Here is a 16,495-nt window from a genome sequence, read left to right as displayed (position 1 = left end):
GGGTATATGTATATCTTCAGTATATGGAATTACTTTATAAGATAGGGAAACAATTTTCGTTTTTGTTCTACCGTCAGGTTCTGAACACACGCGATATTGCGTTCAGGGATCGCTTCCGGATCCGGATAGTGCCTTAATACATTTTCCATACTTTCTTCACGAATTAGATGGAAAATAGGATATGGCGAGCGGTTGGTCAGGTTTTCGGCATCGTCAGGCGCAGCGCCGTAGAAACAATAGTCAGGGTGGAAGCTGGCAATCTGATAAACCCCATCTCTTCGTAGTTGGATCAGCAGCCCTTCAACCAAATCAAGGAATTGGTTGTAGTCATCAAATTTCTCAAACAAGTTGGGTGCAACAACGAGTGTGGTTTCTAATTCTACTGCAGGGGTTTGATCGAGCAACATCAGCTCTTGATAGATAGCTTCAAGCAGTACCTCCTCTGAGCTTTCTTCACACACCTGAATTTTTATCTGCTTGTTACGGTTAGGCTTTGCTGCAAAAGGGCATAAGTTAAGCCCAATGACCACATCTTCTAACCATTGTTGAACATCTTTTTTGACTTGCGACATGACGACTGACTCTTATCGTTATTTTAATGATTTTATAGTATTGCTATCGGAATACGACTTCAAGATACGCGCTGTGCGCAGTATTTTGGATAGAAAAAGGGTCAGTACGAGACTGACCCTTTGTACCGAATTATAGAAGCTACCGCTTATGCGTCTTCTTTTTCAGTCTTTTTTTCTGCTGCTTCAGCTGGAGCCGGGAACTGTTGAACCGGTTTAGCAACAAGCTGACGAGTCGCGGCACGAACCTCAGCTAATGTAACTTCAAACGTATCACCAAGCTGGTATTCTTTTACCGTATCGATAGTGACGGTACCTAATTCACTATTACACACGATACGCTGCTTGTTATCCACGATAAGCGAAGCGGGGATGAAGGCCGAAGCACCAATCTCAAGTAAGCGAATGCGTATACCGGCACGGTTTATATCGAAGATTTCAGCGTTGAAGATGGTTTCTTCTTTGACTGAATTTTTCAACAGACGAACATACAGCCAATCCGCGACATTCCGCTCTGCCATACGATGGCTGCGGCGGTGGTTGGCAATTTCTTCACCAACGCTATCATCTGGTTTTTGCGTCGGTTCATTACCTGAAATAAGCGCTTTAAGCAGACGGTGGTTGATCATATCGCCGTACTTACGGATTGGTGAGGTCCAGGTTGCGTAGACATCAAGCCCCATTGCATAGTGCGGGGAAGGTTGGTTGCCAACTTCACTATAGGCCTGGAATTTACGTAGGCGGTTATCCAGGTATGTTGAGTCCAGATCATTTAACCAGCGACGCAGGGCACTGAAGCCTTCCAGCGTAGTAAGCTGGTCTTTTTCAAATGGCGCTTCGGCTTCGGTTAGGAAGTTCATCGCAGTATCCAGTTTCTCTGGATGAAAACCGTTGTGGTAGTTGAATACACCGGTACCAAATTTTTCTTTAAGTACACGACCAGCACAGATATTGGCGGTGATCATGGCTTCTTCAATCATACGGTTGGCTGTACGACGAAGATCCGTATGAATCGCGACAACATCGTTATCTTCACTGAGCTCAAAACGGTAATCGGGACGATCCGGAAAGACAACAGCAGTCTTAGTACGCCACTCACTACGCGCATTGGCAAAGCCATGCAGCGCATCGATTTGTGCCGCGATAACGTCGTTTGGTATCCAGTTGTCACATTGACCGTTTTCAATCAGGTCAGAAACGTTGTCATAGGCCAATCGTGCCTGTGACCGAATCCATGCAGCAAAGAATGTGATATCGTCTTGAATTACACCGTCTTTATCAATGCTCACTCGACAACAAATAACCGGACGTTTTTCATTCTCGATCAATGAGCAAAGTTCATCACTTAACTCGCGTGGCAACATTGGGATGTTGCGGCCTGGCAAGTAGATAGTAAAACCACGTTGACGGGCTTCATCGTCCATCTTATCGCCAACAGCAATGTAAGAGGTTGGATCAGCAATCGCAATGGTGATCTCAAAGCTGCCATCGTCTTTTTTAACCGTGTAAAGGGCGTCATCCATATCTTTGGTTGATTCACCATCGATAGTAATAAATGGAAGATCGGTTAAGTCCTGACGTTCTAAGCCTTCGTCCAACATGCTCCAGCTTTCTTGTGGTGCAGGTTCGGCGTTAGGCAGTTCATGACGGGCAAGCGTTACCCACCATGGTGCAATTTTATCGTTGCTGTCTGTGATTTTTTCTTTGATTTCACAGAAGAACGTTTTGTTTTTGTTCGAGTGTTTATTGTCGCCAAGTGGGTGACTATTCAGGTTAGCAACAACCCAGTCACTTTCTTTTAGACTCTCAGGATTAAGCCCCTTCACCGGACGCGCATTAATGGCATCTTTTAGGTGAGGATGATCAGGGATGACGTGCAGACGATCGCGGATCAATTTAACTCGGCCGATAAAACGTGTCAGGTTTTGCTCCACCAGTTCCTGAGGCTCTGCAACTTCTCGCTCTTTTTCTGTACGAATAACGGCAACAACACGGTCACCGTGCATGACATTCTTCATATAAAGAGGAGGGATGAAAAAGCTTTCTTTATTGTCTGTTTCTAGAAAGCCAAAACCACGGTCAGTTGCTTTGACGTTACCTTCCTTCTTCGGAAGTGTCTCTTGAATTTGTTTTTTAAGCTGTGCTAGCAGCGGATTATCTTGAAACATTATGCCTGGTCTCAGATTGTGAACCTAGACACTATACGGATTTGGGGCTGTAAAACCAAGATTTTGGCAAGGGATATTTTTGGACCACAGTTACCGCCGGATCGATTTTAACTCTTATTGTTCGCAGTGGAAGCGGAAGGGGGCAGAGATAGCGTGTGGCGTGATCTCAAGGATAAAAGGTCACATTCTTAAAAGCAGCTACCAGCCCCATTTCGTTCTGGAAGCTAATAAAGCTCTCAGCGACAAAAAGAATGTGCGCTCAAATAAAGACGCCTCTTGCCTCTATTCATGGAACCAATCAGCCCGTATCGGTTGGATCGCGATGATTGTGATGTGGAATGGTGATAATCATCGAAAGAAATTAATTTCAATTGCAGATAAAGCGCTATATTTGGCTAAATAAAGCGGGAGAGGGCTGGTTATTCAATGGGATAGTGGCAAAATGGCCAAGGTTTAGGGCATAAAGTGCTTAACCGACACACTGATTGCTCAAGAAGTAGCAGCTTGAACGTTTTTTTGTGACAGCCTTCAATTTTTTCTGGCATTTTATCGAGTAATGGCGCACAATGCGCGCCTCTTAATCGTCGAGGCCCATGCTTGTGGTTGCTGTTGCAGAACTCTTAAAGCAGAAGGGGCCCCGTTTTACGTTAGATTATTTATTGGGATCCCAATGCTAGAATCTGTTACAGAATTTCGCCAGTTAGATCTGGCCGACACACTACTTTCCGCACTTGACTCAATGGGCTTCGTTACGCCTACCCCTATCCAGGCGGCGTCTATTCCTCTACTACTTACTGGTGCAGATGCACTTGGTAAGGCACAGACTGGTACTGGTAAAACGGCTGCGTTTTCACTACCTGTACTGAACAAAGTAGATCTTTCTCAGCATAAGCCTCAGGCTATTGTTATGGCTCCGACACGTGAGCTGGCGATACAGGTTGCTGCAGAAATCAAAGTTCTTGGTCAGAATATCAAGGGACTTAAAGTTTTAGAGATCTACGGTGGTGCTTCTATCGTGGATCAAATGCGTGCACTGAAAAATGGTGCTCACATTGTTGTTGGTACTCCAGGTCGTGTTAAAGACCTTATTTCACGTGATCGTCTGCACCTTGATGAAGTTAGTACGTTTGTACTGGATGAAGCTGATGAAATGCTGAAAATGGGTTTCGTTGACGACGTTACTTGGATCATGGAGCAAGCTCCTTCATCGGCACAGCGCGTATTGTTCTCGGCAACTATGCCTCCAATCGTTAAGCAAATTGTCGACCGTTTCCTACGTAACCCATCGCGTATTGACGTTGCTGGCGAAAACCGTACTGTATCTCAAGTTGAGCAGCAGTTCTGGGTCGTTAAAGGTGTAGAGAAAGACGAAGCAATGATTCGTATGCTCGAGACTGAAAAGGACATCGATGCGTCAATCGTATTCGTTCGTACTCGTCAGGACACTGAGCGTCTGGCTGACTGGTTATCTTCTCGTGGTTGCAAAGCTGCAGCACTACACGGTGATATTCCTCAGTCTCTTCGTGAGCGTACTGTTGATCACATCAAACGTGGCGTTATCGACGTACTAGTTGCAACTGACGTTGTTGCTCGTGGTCTTGATGTAGCTCGTATTACACACGTATTCAACTACGATATCCCGTTCGATGTAGAATCTTACATCCACCGTATCGGTCGTACTGGCCGTGCTGGCCGCTCTGGTAAGGCGATCCTGTTGGTTCGTACCAACCAGATCCGTATGCTTCGTACTATTGAGCGTGTCACTAAGTCTCGCATGGATGAAATCCAGCTTCCTAACCGTGACGCTGTTGCGGCAGCGCGCTTGACTCGTCTTGGTCAAGAGCTAGAAACACAGAAAGAACAAGCAACGCTTGAAGCTTTTGTTGAGCTAGTTGGCAAGCTACAAGAAACGATTGACGTTGATGCTGCAACACTTGCTGCAATGCTTCTTCAGCGCCAGCAGGGTAACCGTCCTCTGTTCTACAAAGGTCCGGACCCAATGATCGCTGCTATCGAGCGTGAACAACAACGTCGTGAGCGTCGTGGCAATGATGATCGCGGTGACCGTGGCAGTCGTGGTGGCGAACGTGGTGGTGAGCGTGGTGGTGAGCGTGGTGGTGAACGCGGTGAGCGTCGTTCATACAACAATGCTGACTGGGATACTTACCAGCTTCAAGTTGGCCGTGAGCAAGGCGTTCAGGTTAAAGATATTGTTGGCGCTATCGCTAACGAACTTGGCCTGACTAAAGAATTTATTGGTGCTATTAAACTTGCACCTAGCCACACTTATGTTCAGCTTCCTAAGAAAATGACAGCAGAAGTTGCTGCTCAGCTTAAGAAACTGCGCATCCGTCAGAACGAAGCGAAGGCTGTTGTTGTTGAAGGCGAAGTGCTGCGCGAGCATAGTCCTCGTGCCGCCAATCGTGGTGGTTACCGCGGTAACCGCGAAGGTAATCGTGAAGGTGGTACTGGTGGTCGTCGTTTCGATCGCAACCGTGGCGGAGATAGCCGTGGCAGCCATCGTGGTGAACGTAATCACGGTAACAGCGACCGTCCTCGCCGTACAGGCAGTGAAGCATAGCAGTAACGCATAATTAAATTATTGTTATCTGAAAGCCGGGCTTAATGCCCGGCTTTTTTACGCCTGTAATGACCCGATCCAATTCGATCTTTGTCCGGCAGTTTGAGTACAAGTGTAAAAAAAGCCCGCATCGCGAGCTTCTGTTATTTAGGGCATCATATTTTCAGTTTACAGCCTTCACACTGTCACGTTCAACCAAGGTGGGTTCGAGTTGAATGACCTGATTTGATACACGCTTGGTTTTAATTTTATCTAACAAGGTATCTACTGCTTGTTGGCCCAACCGGTGTTTAGGCTGGTGGATTGTGGTGAGTGAAGGCGTAATATATTTCGCTAGTTTGATATCGTCATATCCGACAATAGAAATATCATCGGGTACCGACATGCCTTTTTTACTGGCAGTATTAATAACGCCCATTGCCATCATGTCATTACAGACAAACAGTGCAGACGGAAGCGGGCCTTTTGAATAAAGCTGTTCAAATGCTTTTTCACCGCCTTCACATTCGAAATTGCCTGAAGCAATCCAGTTTTTATTAATCGTCAGGCCTGACTCTTCCATCGCCTGAATAAAACCGGATAAACGCTGCTGCGCCGTGAGCTTGTCTAGCGGGCCTGTCAGGCAGCCAATTTCTTTATGCCCTTTAGCGATTAAATGACGGGTAGCCAGATAGCCGCCGTGGTGGGAATTGTCCTGAATTTTATCGCTTGGAAAGTCCATAGGCCCCCAATCCATGACGACGGTCGGAACGGGCTGGTGACGAGAAAAGAGATCAAAGGCCTGGCCTTCTACTTCGCTACACATCAATAGCAGGCCATCGACACGCTTTTGCAGCAAGGTGTCGAGGTTGGAATGCATTCGTTCCAGATCGCCTTCGGTATTGCACAGGATCAAATTATAGCCATGTTCATAGCAACGGCGTTCAACACCTTTGACAACCTCACCAAAGAATGGATTGGTTGACGTAGTGACCAGCATGCCAAAAGTTCGGGTGTGGTTGACTTTCAAACTACGAGCTAGGGCTGAAGGGGCGTAATTCAGTGTTTCGACCGCTGCCAGAACGCGCTGTGAAATATCTTCACTGACAAAACGCGTTTTGTTGAGCACGTGGCTGACAGTTGAGGTAGAAACGCCAGCATGTTTTGCAACGTCTTTGATAGTCGCCATCAATTTCTCCCTGATCCTTGTTCTGTTTGCAGTTTACCTGCATGGAGCAAGTAAACTGCAAATCAGATTATATTAGCTATGCTCAATGAGAAAGCGTTTAACTTCAGCGCGATGTGGGATAGAGGTTTGAGCCCCCATACGTGTAACTGAAATTGCAGCCGCGGCATGAGCGAAGCGAATAGCTTCATCCAGTTTACGGCCTTCCTGGAGGCCTGTCAGTAAAGCACCGTTAAATGTATCACCGGCAGCGGTGGTATCGGTTGCTTCAACCCGGAAGCCTTCTACTTGCCGGCCATTCCCATTCTGGCTGACCCATACACCCTGACTTCCGAGCGTGATCATAACAAGTTTAATACCCTTTGCATGCAGCACATCTGCTGCTTGCTGAGCTGATGCCATATCCGTTACTTTGATGCCGGTCAGCAACTCTGCTTCCGTTTCATTGGGCGTTATCATATCAACAAGTTTTAATAAGTCATCAGATAATGGCTGAGCGGGGGCCGGATTTAGCACCACCTGTGTACCCGCTGACTTGGCAACTTGCGCGGCTGCTTCGATTGTTTCAATCGGCGTTTCCAACTGCATTAGCAGGGTATCCGCATCAGCGATCAGCTTGTGATGCGGCTTAATGCGTGCCGGGGTTAAGCAGCCGTTGGCTTCGGCAGAAATACAGATGCTGTTTTCACCAGTAGCAGCGACCTGAATCATTGCAATACCGGTCGGCATGTTTTCTTCAATCATCACCGCTTCGGTATTGATGCCTTCGTTGGCAAATGTTTCAAGCATGGAGTGGCCAAAGCTGTCGTCACCAACGCTGGCAATGAACGCAATATCAGCCCCTAAACGTGCAGCCGCAACCGCCTGATTAGCCCCTTTGCCACCAGGAATGACGCAATAACTGTGACCGTGTAACGTTTCGCCCGGACGAGGGAAAGAAGCAACCTGAAGAACATGGTCGGCGTTAACGCTACCTAGAACAACTAACTTATTCATAAACGAACCTTTTTAATTATGAATGTTGGTCAAAATATATGGGTTAGGACTGCGAGTACAGTGCTAAACGATAGATTTTCGATTCAGGTAAAGAGAGGCGAGTTTCGAGCTTCTCGAAACTCGCCAAAGGTCTTATTTCGTGATGACTTTAAGTTGTACCGGGATGTACTTCTCTACTGATTCGCCTTTCAGCACTTTGTCAGCCGTTTCCACACCCAGCGCACCAATAAGATCGGGTTGTTGTGCGATAGTTGCGCCCAGAATACCGCGTTTAACGGCTGCGATACCGTCTTCAGTACCGTCAAAGCCAACGATTAAAACATCTTTACCAGAAGCCTGGACAGCGCGAAGTGCACCCAGTGCCATTTCGTCATTCTGTGCGAATACAGCTTCCACGTCTGGGTTGGCAGCCAGCATGTTTTCCATTACGTTCAGACCTTTGGTACGGTCGAAATCAGCCGGCTGACTAGCAAGCAATTCCATACCGCTGCTTTCAACGGCGTTCATGAAGCCCTTTCCACGCTCACGCGCTGCAGATGTACCGGCAATTCCTTCAAGCTGGATAACACGGGCTTTTTCGCCTACTTTTTCCATGATGAATTTACCGGCCATTTCACCACCAGCAACATTGTCAGAAGCAATATGGCTTACCACGTCACCACGGCTTGCACCACGGTCAAGCGTCAGTACCGGGATGTTCGAGCGGTTTGCCATACGAATAGCGTTAGATACCGCATCTGAATCGGTAGGGTTAATCAGAATTGCCTTAACGCCGCGGACAGTCAGATCTTCTACGTTAGAAAGCTCTTTGCTCGGGTCGTTTTGAGAATCCAGAACAATCAGGTTGTAGCCCAGCTCTTTTGCTTTCGCTTCAGCGCCTTCTTTCATGGTAACGAAGAATGGATTATTCAACGTAGAAACAACCATTGCCATTGTGTCTTGTGCAGAAGCAGTCGTGCTGAAAGATGCCGAAAGAACAGCAGCAGAGATAAGGGTTGCTAACTTTTTCATTCTATATTCCTTATATGTTTCGGGTCAGGTTTTCGGGCATTAATGCGGAATTGCGTTGATGCCCGGTATACAGAGGGTTAGGGTTTACTTCTTTTTAGTCTCTACCAGTACTGCCAGTAAAATGACCACTGCTTTTGCAATCATCTGGAAGTACGAAGACACATCTAACAGGTTTAGTGCGTTGTTAAGGAAGCCGATGATCAGAGCACCGATTAAAGTGCCCATGATTCGACCTTTGCCCCCGGCAAGGCTGGTACCGCCAAGCACGACAGCTGCAATCGCATCCAATTCGTATCCCATACCGGCAGTAGGCTGAGCGGATGAAAGACGAGAGGTGACGATGATGCCGGCAAGGGCTGCTAACAGGCCGCAGATTGCGTAGACGCCAATCTTGACGCGATCTACGTTGATGCCTGATAAGCGCGTTGCCGATTCGTTTCCGCCCAGGGCGTAGATGTAACGACCGAAGCGGGTATGATTAAGCAGGTACCATACAGAGGCGAATACGATGACCATCAGCCAGATTGGAACCGGGATGCCCATCGCATAACCGGTACCGAACCAGGCGAAGCTATCTGCTACGTCTGTAAAACCGGTTGAAATAGGGCGGCCGTCAGTGTACACCATGGTCACACCACGCAATAAGGTCATGGTTACCAGCGTCGCAATGAACGCCTGAACTTTGCCTTTTGCGATGATCACCCCACTGATTGCACCTAATGCCGCACCGGCAAGCAGGGCCGTCGGTACTGCGACTATTGCCGGGATTTCCAGTCCAATCATGGTGGCTGCAAAGGCACCGCAGAGAGCCAATACAGAGCCGACACTCAAATCAATGCCCGCGGTTAAGATAACCAGCGTCATACCCACTGCGATAATCGCATTCACCGACGTCTGACGGAGAATGTTCAACAGGTTATCGAGAGTGAAGAAATTAGGATTAAGAAAAGAGACCACCACGATCAGCAGAATTAAAGCGATTAGTGATTTTTGTTCAATTAACCATTCTTTAGTAAAAAGCTTATTGGCGTGTAAAGCATGCTTTTCAGCAGATTGCTTATTATTGGTCATAGCGTTATCACTCATGCTGCTACCTCATTGATTTTTTTACCAACAGCGCAAGCCATTAGTTTTTCCTGATCGGCATCGGCTGCCATAAATTCACCACTGATATGACCTTCGTGCATGACTATAATGCGATCACTCATCCCCAGTACTTCCGGCATTTCAGATGACACTAAAATGATGCTCATGCCATCGGCTTTGAACTGGTTGATCAGCTGGTAAATTTCTTTTTTCGCACCGACATCGACACCGCGTGTCGGCTCATCAAGGATAAGTACTTTCGGTCTGGTCATCAGGCCTTTGGCAATGGCGACTTTCTGTTGATTACCACCCGACAAGTTACCAATAATTTGATCGCGAGTCGGTGTCTTGATATTGAACAGACGGATAAAGTCTTCAACTGCAGTAACTTCATCGTAGTGTTTAATCTGTACACCTTTTGACAGCTGCTCTAACGCACAAAGCGACATGTTTTCTTTTACTGACAGCCCTAAGACAAGTCCATCGCCTTTGCGGTCTTCTGAGATATAAGCAATGCCGTTGGCCAATCCGTCCTGCGGACTCTGCGGATTAATGACTTTGCCATCTAAGATGATATCCCCCGAGTCACGGTGCAGGGCACCATAAATAATCTTCATCAGTTCAGTTCGACCCGCTCCCATCAGGCCGGATACGCCGAGGATTTCACCGCGATCAAGCTTGAAGCTCACACTGTTAACACCTGAGCCTGACAGGTTTTTTACTTCCAGACAGGTTGTGCCGTGTGTAACGTCTATGCGCGGGTATTGTTCTTCTAAGCGGCGGCCGACCATCATTTCAATCAGCCCGTCTTCATCAATATCAGCCACCCGGCGTTCACCTATGAACTTGCCATCTCGAAGCACAGTGATGTCATCGCAGATCTCAAAGATTTCTTTCAGGCGGTGTGAAATATAAACGATGCCGCAGCCTTCATCGCGAAGCTCGTTGATGACTTTAAACAGTGATTCAGTTTCAGTGTCTGTCAGAGCATCTGTCGGTTCATCCATGATGATGACTTGTGACTTGAATGACAGCGCTTTGGCAATTTCAACCATCTGCTGTTCGCCGAGGCTGAGTTCACCCAGTAGCTGATGTGAGTGGTGCTTCACATTCAGGCGTTTTAGAAGCGCATCGGCTTCACGATACATCTCTGACCACTTGATGCCACCAAACGCATTGGTTTTTTCACGGCCGAGGAAAATATTTTCAGCAATAGTCAGTTCAGGGATCAAGTTTAATTCCTGATGAATAATACTGATCCCCGCTTCCTGGGAGTGTCTCGGGCCATTAAAATTGACGAGCTTACCCTGATAGCGGATTTCACCGGCATCCATGGCATAGATACCCGTTAATGATTTCATCAGGGTGGACTTACCGGCACCATTTTCACCCAGCAAGGCCATGACCTTACCCGGATAAACATTCAAGCAAGCGTTGTCTAACGCTTTTACGCCAGGGAATGCTTTTTCGATGCCTTTAAGTTCTAAAATTGGCTGGTTCATGTCAGCTCCTTGCGATTATTCCGAAAATCGAGGGGTTAAAAAACAACGCCTGACTGGAAAATTACGTTCGCATAAGGTGTGCATTCACCTGTACGAATGACGGCCTTACTGTCTTGCGTATGTACCTTGAATGCTTCGTGGCTGATATAAGAAACGGCGATTTTTTTATTGCATAACGTTTCTTCTTCGCGGATCAGTGCAATCAGCGCTTGGTGTAATTCGGGGCTGACTTGTGCAAACTCTTCTGCAAGTACAACGCCTTCAATTTGCATTTCACCTAGAACAGCTTTGACGGTATCGATAAAAGTAGGGACGCCAGGGATTAATGCAAGATCGATACGTTGTGTCTCATCAGGGATCGGTAATCCAGCGTCGCAAATGGTGACTTCATCGGTATGACCCAGAGTCGCGATAACATAAGACAGCTCGGCGTTGATGAGGGCGTTTTTTTTCATGGTTAGCACCTTTAATAATTCATGGTGGTGATGCTTTCTGAGTGTAGCCAACCGTAGATATTACTCTCTCAATTGGCTGTTTTATGCCATCGAATCGTTTACGCAAACGTTTCGATGGCTAAAATGTAGTTTGTAAAGTGATGGATTGCACTCTGGATTATCACAAAGTGTGATTGAGATCAGACCAAGATATACCTAGCCTGAATAAATGGAGGGGTAGATCACAATTAAAACGCGGCGAGAGACGCTAGCAGTGCTAATTCTATTGATTATCTAATCATTAAGAGCATCGCGGGGGGAGTATATGGATAGCAATACAGAAAAGGAGTCTTGTTTGAAATCGCTAGCACATTGTCGCAATAATGACTTGCGCAGAATGAAAGCAGGCATAGATGTTCTCATCAGTAGCCAAGTTAGTATCTGCCAAAGTTGAATTATCAACTAACGCACACAGCTCATCCACCTTGTTAAGGGCGACGGTGACTTCTGTTGACGTCTTATCACGACTGATGGCTTTGATTTTGCCTTTTATCTGGTTGTCGTACGGTAATTCAGAGGACATTGCATTGACGACCACAACGGACGGCCCTTTGATCAACGCGACGACATCTTTGCCGATTTCAAGCTGCAGTCTTAAGGTACTGCTATGAGTAATTGTCGCTGAAATTTGCTGGTTGTCGTTTAACGCAATAATAATCAGATCATGGAGTTCATGTCGCTCAATATGGCTAATGGTGCCAAATAACTGATTGCGGGCACTGGTTTGTAATGAAAGTTTACTCATCACACCAAGCAGGCTATGTAGTGGTACATTGTCATCGTTTAACGCTTTTAGCCCCATATCCTGGATTTTATCCAGCAGATCATACATTTGTATAAGACGCTCACCGAAGTGGGTGAGCGATGCACCGCCTCCGCCTTTTCCGCCTTTTTCGCTGGTCACTAAAGGTTCCTTAGCACGACTATTCATATCTTTGATCGCATCATAGGCGGCTTTATAACTGATCCCGGCCTGTTTGGCTCCCTGACTTATCGACCCCGTATCCTGAACCGCTTTGAGCAGTGCCACGCGTCGAGGATTGGCAAACACTTTGTTATTTTCTGAAAGGGTTAAGAGCGCATCAAAGTCCATCATTGCTGAGTTTGTACCTTTAATTGATAAAAATAGAGCTAAATCAGAAATATAACTTCTGTTTTGCAATAAAGTATACCTTAGTATGTGTAAAGCATTTATTGTTTTTCAGCCTTCAAACAAGCGAGTAATGACGATGCAAAATATTTTATTTATCTTAAATGAGGCGGCTTACGGCTCTGAACGTACCTTCAATGCGTTACGGTTGGCGATTAATTTGAATGAACAAGAGCACCAGGAAGTCCGGTTGCAGATCTTTTTGATGTCAGACTCAGTCAGTTGCGCATTAATGAGGCAGATGCCTGCGGAGGGGTATAACATTCAGCAAATGTTGGAAATTCTCGTGGCCCAGGGAGCGGAAGTGAAACTTTGCAAAACCTGTACGGATGCGCGTGGTTTATCTGTATTGCCGCTGATTGAAGGAGCTGAAATTGCCACATTGGATGATCTCTCGTTGTGGACACTGCATGCCGATAAAGTCTTGACCTTTTAAAGTGAGGTTCTAGCTTTCTGTACCACGCCAACAAATGTGATTGATAAATCAACTGATAGCCACCAGGCTGCAGCTCCAATGTCAATTGATTGTCAGGATATCCCTAGCTTCGAGCCATGCACTACAATAAGAATGCTAAGCACGCTATTGTTTGGTTCATAATAATTTTGAGGGTGCAGCAATGAAAAAAACAATAATTGCAGGGGTTGTCGGTCTCGTGCTGGTCGGGTGCGACGGCGGTGGTTCTTCTGAGAGTGGAACCGGAAAGTTTTCATTGGCCTTTTCTGATGCAACGGTAGATGGTCTTGATCAGGTTTGCGTCGCATTTGATAAAATATCGGTACACCATACCGATGGTGGCGAATCAAACTGGGGTACCACTTCTTTTGCTGCTGATCAAAGCTCACCGGAGTGTATTCCTTCAGGAATGATTATTCCCGGCTCTGATACTGGCAATCCTGAATTTATGGTGATTAACCTGATGGCTTATCAGGGGAGTAATTCACTGCAGGTGCTCAGCAATGAAGTGATGGCAGCCGGTAAATATACCCAGCTGAGATTATCGGTACTGGAAGAAAACAATCATGCTTATAGCGACGGCACACCGTATTCTCATGTGATGGAGACGCTTACTAAAGACAAACTTGGTTTCGGTGTTGCAAGCGGGGAGCTGAAACTCGATGGCTTTGATGTCACTGCTGATGCCACTCAGGCTTACACCCTGGAGTTTGATCTCCGTAAGAGCATGGTTGAAAATGCCAATGGCTATCAGCTGAAGCCTCGTGGTGTACGTCTGGTGAACAACGAAGGCGTTGCCTACATTGATGGTACCGTGGGCAGTGAGGCGTGCCTCGGTAACCTTAATGATGCGTTTGTTTATATCTATCCGGGATCAACGCAAGTGTATGGTGATTTAGGCTCAGATTCTGAACCCTTTACATCCGCATCGGTTGAGGTTGATACCCTCTCCGGAGAAGGTCAATTTGCCGTCGGTTATGTTCCGTTGGGCTCCTATGACTTAGCGTTAGTCTGTAACGGCAGCGAAGATGATTCAGAAGCAGGCGGCGATACGCTCAGTATTACTGATCCAATCATTGCTGATGTGATTTTACCGATCACAGGCGTCACAGTGTCATTCTGATCGTCTAGTACTTGATCACCTGAAATGAACAAAACCCGCATTCAGCGGGTTTTGTTATTAGTGATGAATAAAATGTGAATTAAGCGTGATGAGAGCTTAACTCGAATTTCTTGATCTTGCGGTATAATGTAGCAATACCAATTCCTAGCTCTTCTGCGACTAACTTACGATTACCCAAGCGATTAATTGCCTCTTCGATGCGAATTTTTTCCATCTCTTCGAGGCTCATAATACTGTCATCCATAGTGTGCTGTTCGCTGCGTTTCTCACAGGGCGTACGTTCGAAATAAGGTGGCAGTAAATCGACATCAATCATATCCCCGGCAGGTACAACATTCACCAGGTACTCGATTAAGTTGCTGAGCTCGCGTACATTACCCGGCCAGTTATAGCTATTCAGCCGGGTCATGACACTGGGGGTGATACCCGGATAACCAACCCCGATTTTCCGGGTGTGGATATCAAGGAAGTAATGTACCAGTATGTCGACATCTCCCTGACGATCTTTAAGTGGCGGAAGGTGAATTGGAATGACATTCAGTCGATAAAAAAGATCTTCACGGAACTTGTTGGTCGCGATCATTTCAGAAAAATCACGGTTCGTCGCTGAAATTACCCGAATGTCGACAGGCACTGCGGTGTTGGAACCAATCGGCATGACTTCACGTTCTTCAAGAACACGCAGCAGTTTGGCCTGCAATGTCATCGACATGTCGCCAATTTCATCCAAGAACAGAGTGCCTTTATTCGCGGCCTGGATCAGGCCGGTCTTTCCTTTATTCGAAGCGCCGGTAAAGGCACCTCTGACATAGCCGAACAGTTCACTTTCAAGCAGCTGATCTGGAATTGCGGCGCAGTTGATGGCAACAAAGGGTTTATCGTTGCGATCGCTTAGGTTGTGCACCGCGTGGGCAATGACTTCTTTACCCGTTCCGCTTTCACCGTTAATTAATACACTTGAAGGGCTTGTGGCAATACGGCTGATCAATGTCTTAAGTGTTTGCATTTGCTTGCATTCGCCAATAACGCTGCGCAATTGTTGCGGCGGCTTGCCTATTTCAAAAGACGTATTGGGCTGGTAGAAAGCCATTAAAAATAATTGGTGGCCTTGAATATCATGGAACTGGCCGACAACCAGCTCCTGGCGTTCTCCTAATGAAATAATATGTTGTTGATGACCTTTTAATTCATTGTTATGGAAAGATAATGGCTGAATGTTGACTGCGATATGGGCCAATCCGTCACGGGAAATATTAAGGTTATTCAAAGCCGGATCGTTGCCGTATTTCACCCGGTTATTGTCATCAAGTACCAGTACCCCCTGATCCATATTTTCAATCAGGCTGGTAAATACTTTACTTAGTCCATTATCGTTGTCTCCGGACTCCAGCACTTTAGAGACAAAAATTTGAGAAATATGCCGGATATAGTCAGAGAATAACTGGACGTTTTCTTTGATCTTTTCCCGTGACTCCTCAGTAAACGCCACCAGGCTAATCACGCCGATGCAACGGTCTTCGATCATAATAGGGACGCCTAAAAAGGCGGTTTCACGACAACTTTCTTTATTGGAGCAGCCATCACAAATAGGATCGGTCCGTGACTTGACTACAACTTTTTCCTGATGGGTTTCAAGGATATAACGAAATATTCTTGAGGTGGTATTCAGTTTTTTTCCAAAAAACTTACTGTAAGGGCCGGTACCAGCGATACGAACTAGATCAGCATCAACCACTTCTGCGTCTAACTGTAAGACGGCTGAAAGCATTTGCGTGAATCGCAGTATCGTGGGCTGTAACTGCATTAATTCAGACTGGTGAAGTGTATTCAACATAGTATAAATCTATTTCTAAATGAAAAGACCGTAGTAACATAGTAAACATTAATACTCATCAGTTTGATGTGCATCAGGATTTTATAATGGAATCGCGATGCGCAATAGGAATTGCAAGGTAGATCACACCTAGATATCAATATGATAAACCGACATCGAGTCACTATCATTTTGGTCGCTATCGCTGATAGTCCGTGATAGTGAGGAGCGAAACAGAGAAGACACGGATAAAATCATCTCACCTTATAACCCACTGTTTTAATAATAAAAAATATTTTTTTCATTTTGAATTCTGTTGTTGGCATAGTAATTGGATTAAGAGAATCAGACGTCTGTTATAACCCGACAGACTTTTTCCAGCC

The 16,495-nt window shown here is 46.2% G+C and carries 14 protein-coding genes; 4 read left to right on the top strand and 10 right to left on the bottom strand.

The features are described 5' to 3' along the window. Window positions 1–29 precede the first annotated feature (29 nt). Both R3289_RS07405 and R3289_RS07400 read right to left on the bottom strand, forming a co-directional pair. Window positions 30–572: a DUF1415 domain-containing protein gene (locus R3289_RS07405; protein ID WP_318924887.1), complete on the bottom strand. Its 543-nt coding sequence runs from the start codon at window positions 570–572 to the stop codon at window positions 30–32. Between the two features lie 146 nt (window positions 573–718). Then, on the bottom strand, window positions 719–2,737 hold the full coding sequence (locus R3289_RS07400) for an exoribonuclease II (protein ID WP_318924886.1): 2,019 nt from the start codon (window positions 2,735–2,737) through the stop codon (window positions 719–721). A gap of 79 nt (window positions 2,738–2,816) precedes the next feature. On the opposite strand from R3289_RS07400, the gene R3289_RS07395 reads away from it, so the two are divergent. Together R3289_RS07395 and R3289_RS07390 are read left to right on the top strand one after the other, a co-directional pair. After that, window positions 2,817–3,140, top strand: a complete 324-nt coding sequence (locus R3289_RS07395) for a hypothetical protein (RefSeq protein ID WP_318924885.1) — start codon at window positions 2,817–2,819, stop codon at window positions 3,138–3,140. A 267-nt stretch (window positions 3,141–3,407) separates the two neighbouring features. Continuing rightward, window positions 3,408–5,318, top strand: coding sequence for a DEAD/DEAH box helicase (locus R3289_RS07390; protein WP_318924884.1), 1,911 nt, complete (start codon window positions 3,408–3,410; stop codon window positions 5,316–5,318). 163 nt (window positions 5,319–5,481) lie between these two features. On the opposite strand, the gene R3289_RS07385 is transcribed toward R3289_RS07390, so the two are convergent. The 7 genes from R3289_RS07385 to R3289_RS07355 form a co-directional block, all read right to left on the bottom strand. Then, window positions 5,482–6,486, bottom strand: a complete 1,005-nt coding sequence (locus tag R3289_RS07385; RefSeq protein ID WP_318924883.1) for a substrate-binding domain-containing protein — start codon at window positions 6,484–6,486, stop codon at window positions 5,482–5,484. 72 nt (window positions 6,487–6,558) lie between these two features. Next, entirely contained in the window at window positions 6,559–7,479 is a 921-nt protein-coding gene (rbsK, locus tag R3289_RS07380; RefSeq protein WP_318924882.1) for a ribokinase, read from the bottom strand. A 132-nt stretch (window positions 7,480–7,611) separates the two neighbouring features. Then, a complete protein-coding gene (gene rbsB, locus R3289_RS07375) occupies window positions 7,612–8,490 on the bottom strand; it encodes a ribose ABC transporter substrate-binding protein RbsB (protein WP_318924881.1) in 879 nt (292 codons plus the stop codon). Window positions 8,491–8,574: 84 nt separating this feature from the next. Further along, window positions 8,575–9,576 (bottom strand): ribose ABC transporter permease, encoded by a 1,002-nt coding sequence (gene rbsC, locus R3289_RS07370; RefSeq protein WP_318924880.1) that lies wholly within the window; start codon window positions 9,574–9,576, stop codon window positions 8,575–8,577. Continuing rightward, entirely contained in the window at window positions 9,573–11,078 is a 1,506-nt protein-coding gene (rbsA, locus tag R3289_RS07365; protein WP_318924879.1) for a ribose ABC transporter ATP-binding protein RbsA, read from the bottom strand. The genes rbsC and rbsA overlap by 4 nt, the downstream gene beginning before the upstream one ends. Window positions 11,079–11,113: 35 nt before the next feature. Continuing rightward, window positions 11,114–11,533, bottom strand: a complete 420-nt coding sequence (gene rbsD / locus R3289_RS07360) for a D-ribose pyranase (protein WP_318924878.1) — start codon at window positions 11,531–11,533, stop codon at window positions 11,114–11,116. Between the two features lie 343 nt (window positions 11,534–11,876). After that, window positions 11,877–12,668, bottom strand: coding sequence for a TOBE domain-containing protein (locus R3289_RS07355; protein WP_318924877.1), 792 nt, complete (start codon window positions 12,666–12,668; stop codon window positions 11,877–11,879). Between the two features lie 133 nt (window positions 12,669–12,801). Here R3289_RS07355 and R3289_RS07350 point away from each other — a divergent pair, with 133 nt between their 5' ends. Continuing rightward, window positions 12,802–13,158, top strand: coding sequence for a DsrE/DsrF/TusD sulfur relay family protein (locus R3289_RS07350; RefSeq protein ID WP_318924876.1), 357 nt, complete (start codon window positions 12,802–12,804; stop codon window positions 13,156–13,158). A gap of 181 nt (window positions 13,159–13,339) precedes the next feature. Beyond that, a complete protein-coding gene (locus R3289_RS07345; RefSeq protein ID WP_318924875.1) occupies window positions 13,340–14,299 on the top strand; it encodes a DUF4382 domain-containing protein in 960 nt (319 codons plus the stop codon). Window positions 14,300–14,378: 79 nt separating this feature from the next. On the opposite strand, the gene R3289_RS07340 is transcribed toward R3289_RS07345, so the two are convergent. Continuing rightward, on the bottom strand, window positions 14,379–16,133 hold the full coding sequence (locus tag R3289_RS07340) for a sigma 54-interacting transcriptional regulator (protein ID WP_318924874.1): 1,755 nt from the start codon (window positions 16,131–16,133) through the stop codon (window positions 14,379–14,381). Window positions 16,134–16,495: the final 362 nt, after the last annotated feature.

Origin of the sequence: Photobacterium sp., from assembly GCF_033720175.1 — a bacterium.
Classification (GTDB): domain Bacteria; phylum Pseudomonadota; class Gammaproteobacteria; order Enterobacterales; family Vibrionaceae; genus Photobacterium.
This window is presented reverse-complemented; position numbering and strand designations above follow the sequence as displayed.

What these genes read in the sequence shown, in the direction of transcription:
- R3289_RS07385 (WP_318924883.1), bottom strand. Translation starts at nt 6,486, where the DNA reads ATGGCGACTATCAAAGACGTTGCAAAACATGCTGGCGTTTCTACCTCA.
- R3289_RS07345 (WP_318924875.1), top strand. Translation starts at nt 13,340, where the DNA reads ATGAAAAAAACAATAATTGCAGGGGTTGTCGGTCTCGTGCTGGTCGGG.
- rbsD (WP_318924878.1), bottom strand. Translation starts at nt 11,533, where the DNA reads ATGAAAAAAAACGCCCTCATCAACGCCGAGCTGTCTTATGTTATCGCG.
- R3289_RS07400 (WP_318924886.1), bottom strand. Translation starts at nt 2,737, where the DNA reads ATGTTTCAAGATAATCCGCTGCTAGCACAGCTTAAAAAACAAATTCAA.
- R3289_RS07350 (WP_318924876.1), top strand. Translation starts at nt 12,802, where the DNA reads ATGCAAAATATTTTATTTATCTTAAATGAGGCGGCTTACGGCTCTGAA.
- R3289_RS07355 (WP_318924877.1), bottom strand. Translation starts at nt 12,668, where the DNA reads ATGATGGACTTTGATGCGCTCTTAACCCTTTCAGAAAATAACAAAGTG.
- rbsC (WP_318924880.1), bottom strand. Translation starts at nt 9,576, where the DNA reads ATGAGTGATAACGCTATGACCAATAATAAGCAATCTGCTGAAAAGCAT.
- R3289_RS07405 (WP_318924887.1), bottom strand. Translation starts at nt 572, where the DNA reads ATGTCGCAAGTCAAAAAAGATGTTCAACAATGGTTAGAAGATGTGGTC.
- rbsA (WP_318924879.1), bottom strand. Translation starts at nt 11,078, where the DNA reads ATGAACCAGCCAATTTTAGAACTTAAAGGCATCGAAAAAGCATTCCCT.
- R3289_RS07390 (WP_318924884.1), top strand. Translation starts at nt 3,408, where the DNA reads ATGCTAGAATCTGTTACAGAATTTCGCCAGTTAGATCTGGCCGACACA.
- rbsK (WP_318924882.1), bottom strand. Translation starts at nt 7,479, where the DNA reads ATGAATAAGTTAGTTGTTCTAGGTAGCGTTAACGCCGACCATGTTCTT.
- rbsB (WP_318924881.1), bottom strand. Translation starts at nt 8,490, where the DNA reads ATGAAAAAGTTAGCAACCCTTATCTCTGCTGCTGTTCTTTCGGCATCT.
- R3289_RS07340 (WP_318924874.1), bottom strand. Translation starts at nt 16,133, where the DNA reads ATGTTGAATACACTTCACCAGTCTGAATTAATGCAGTTACAGCCCACG.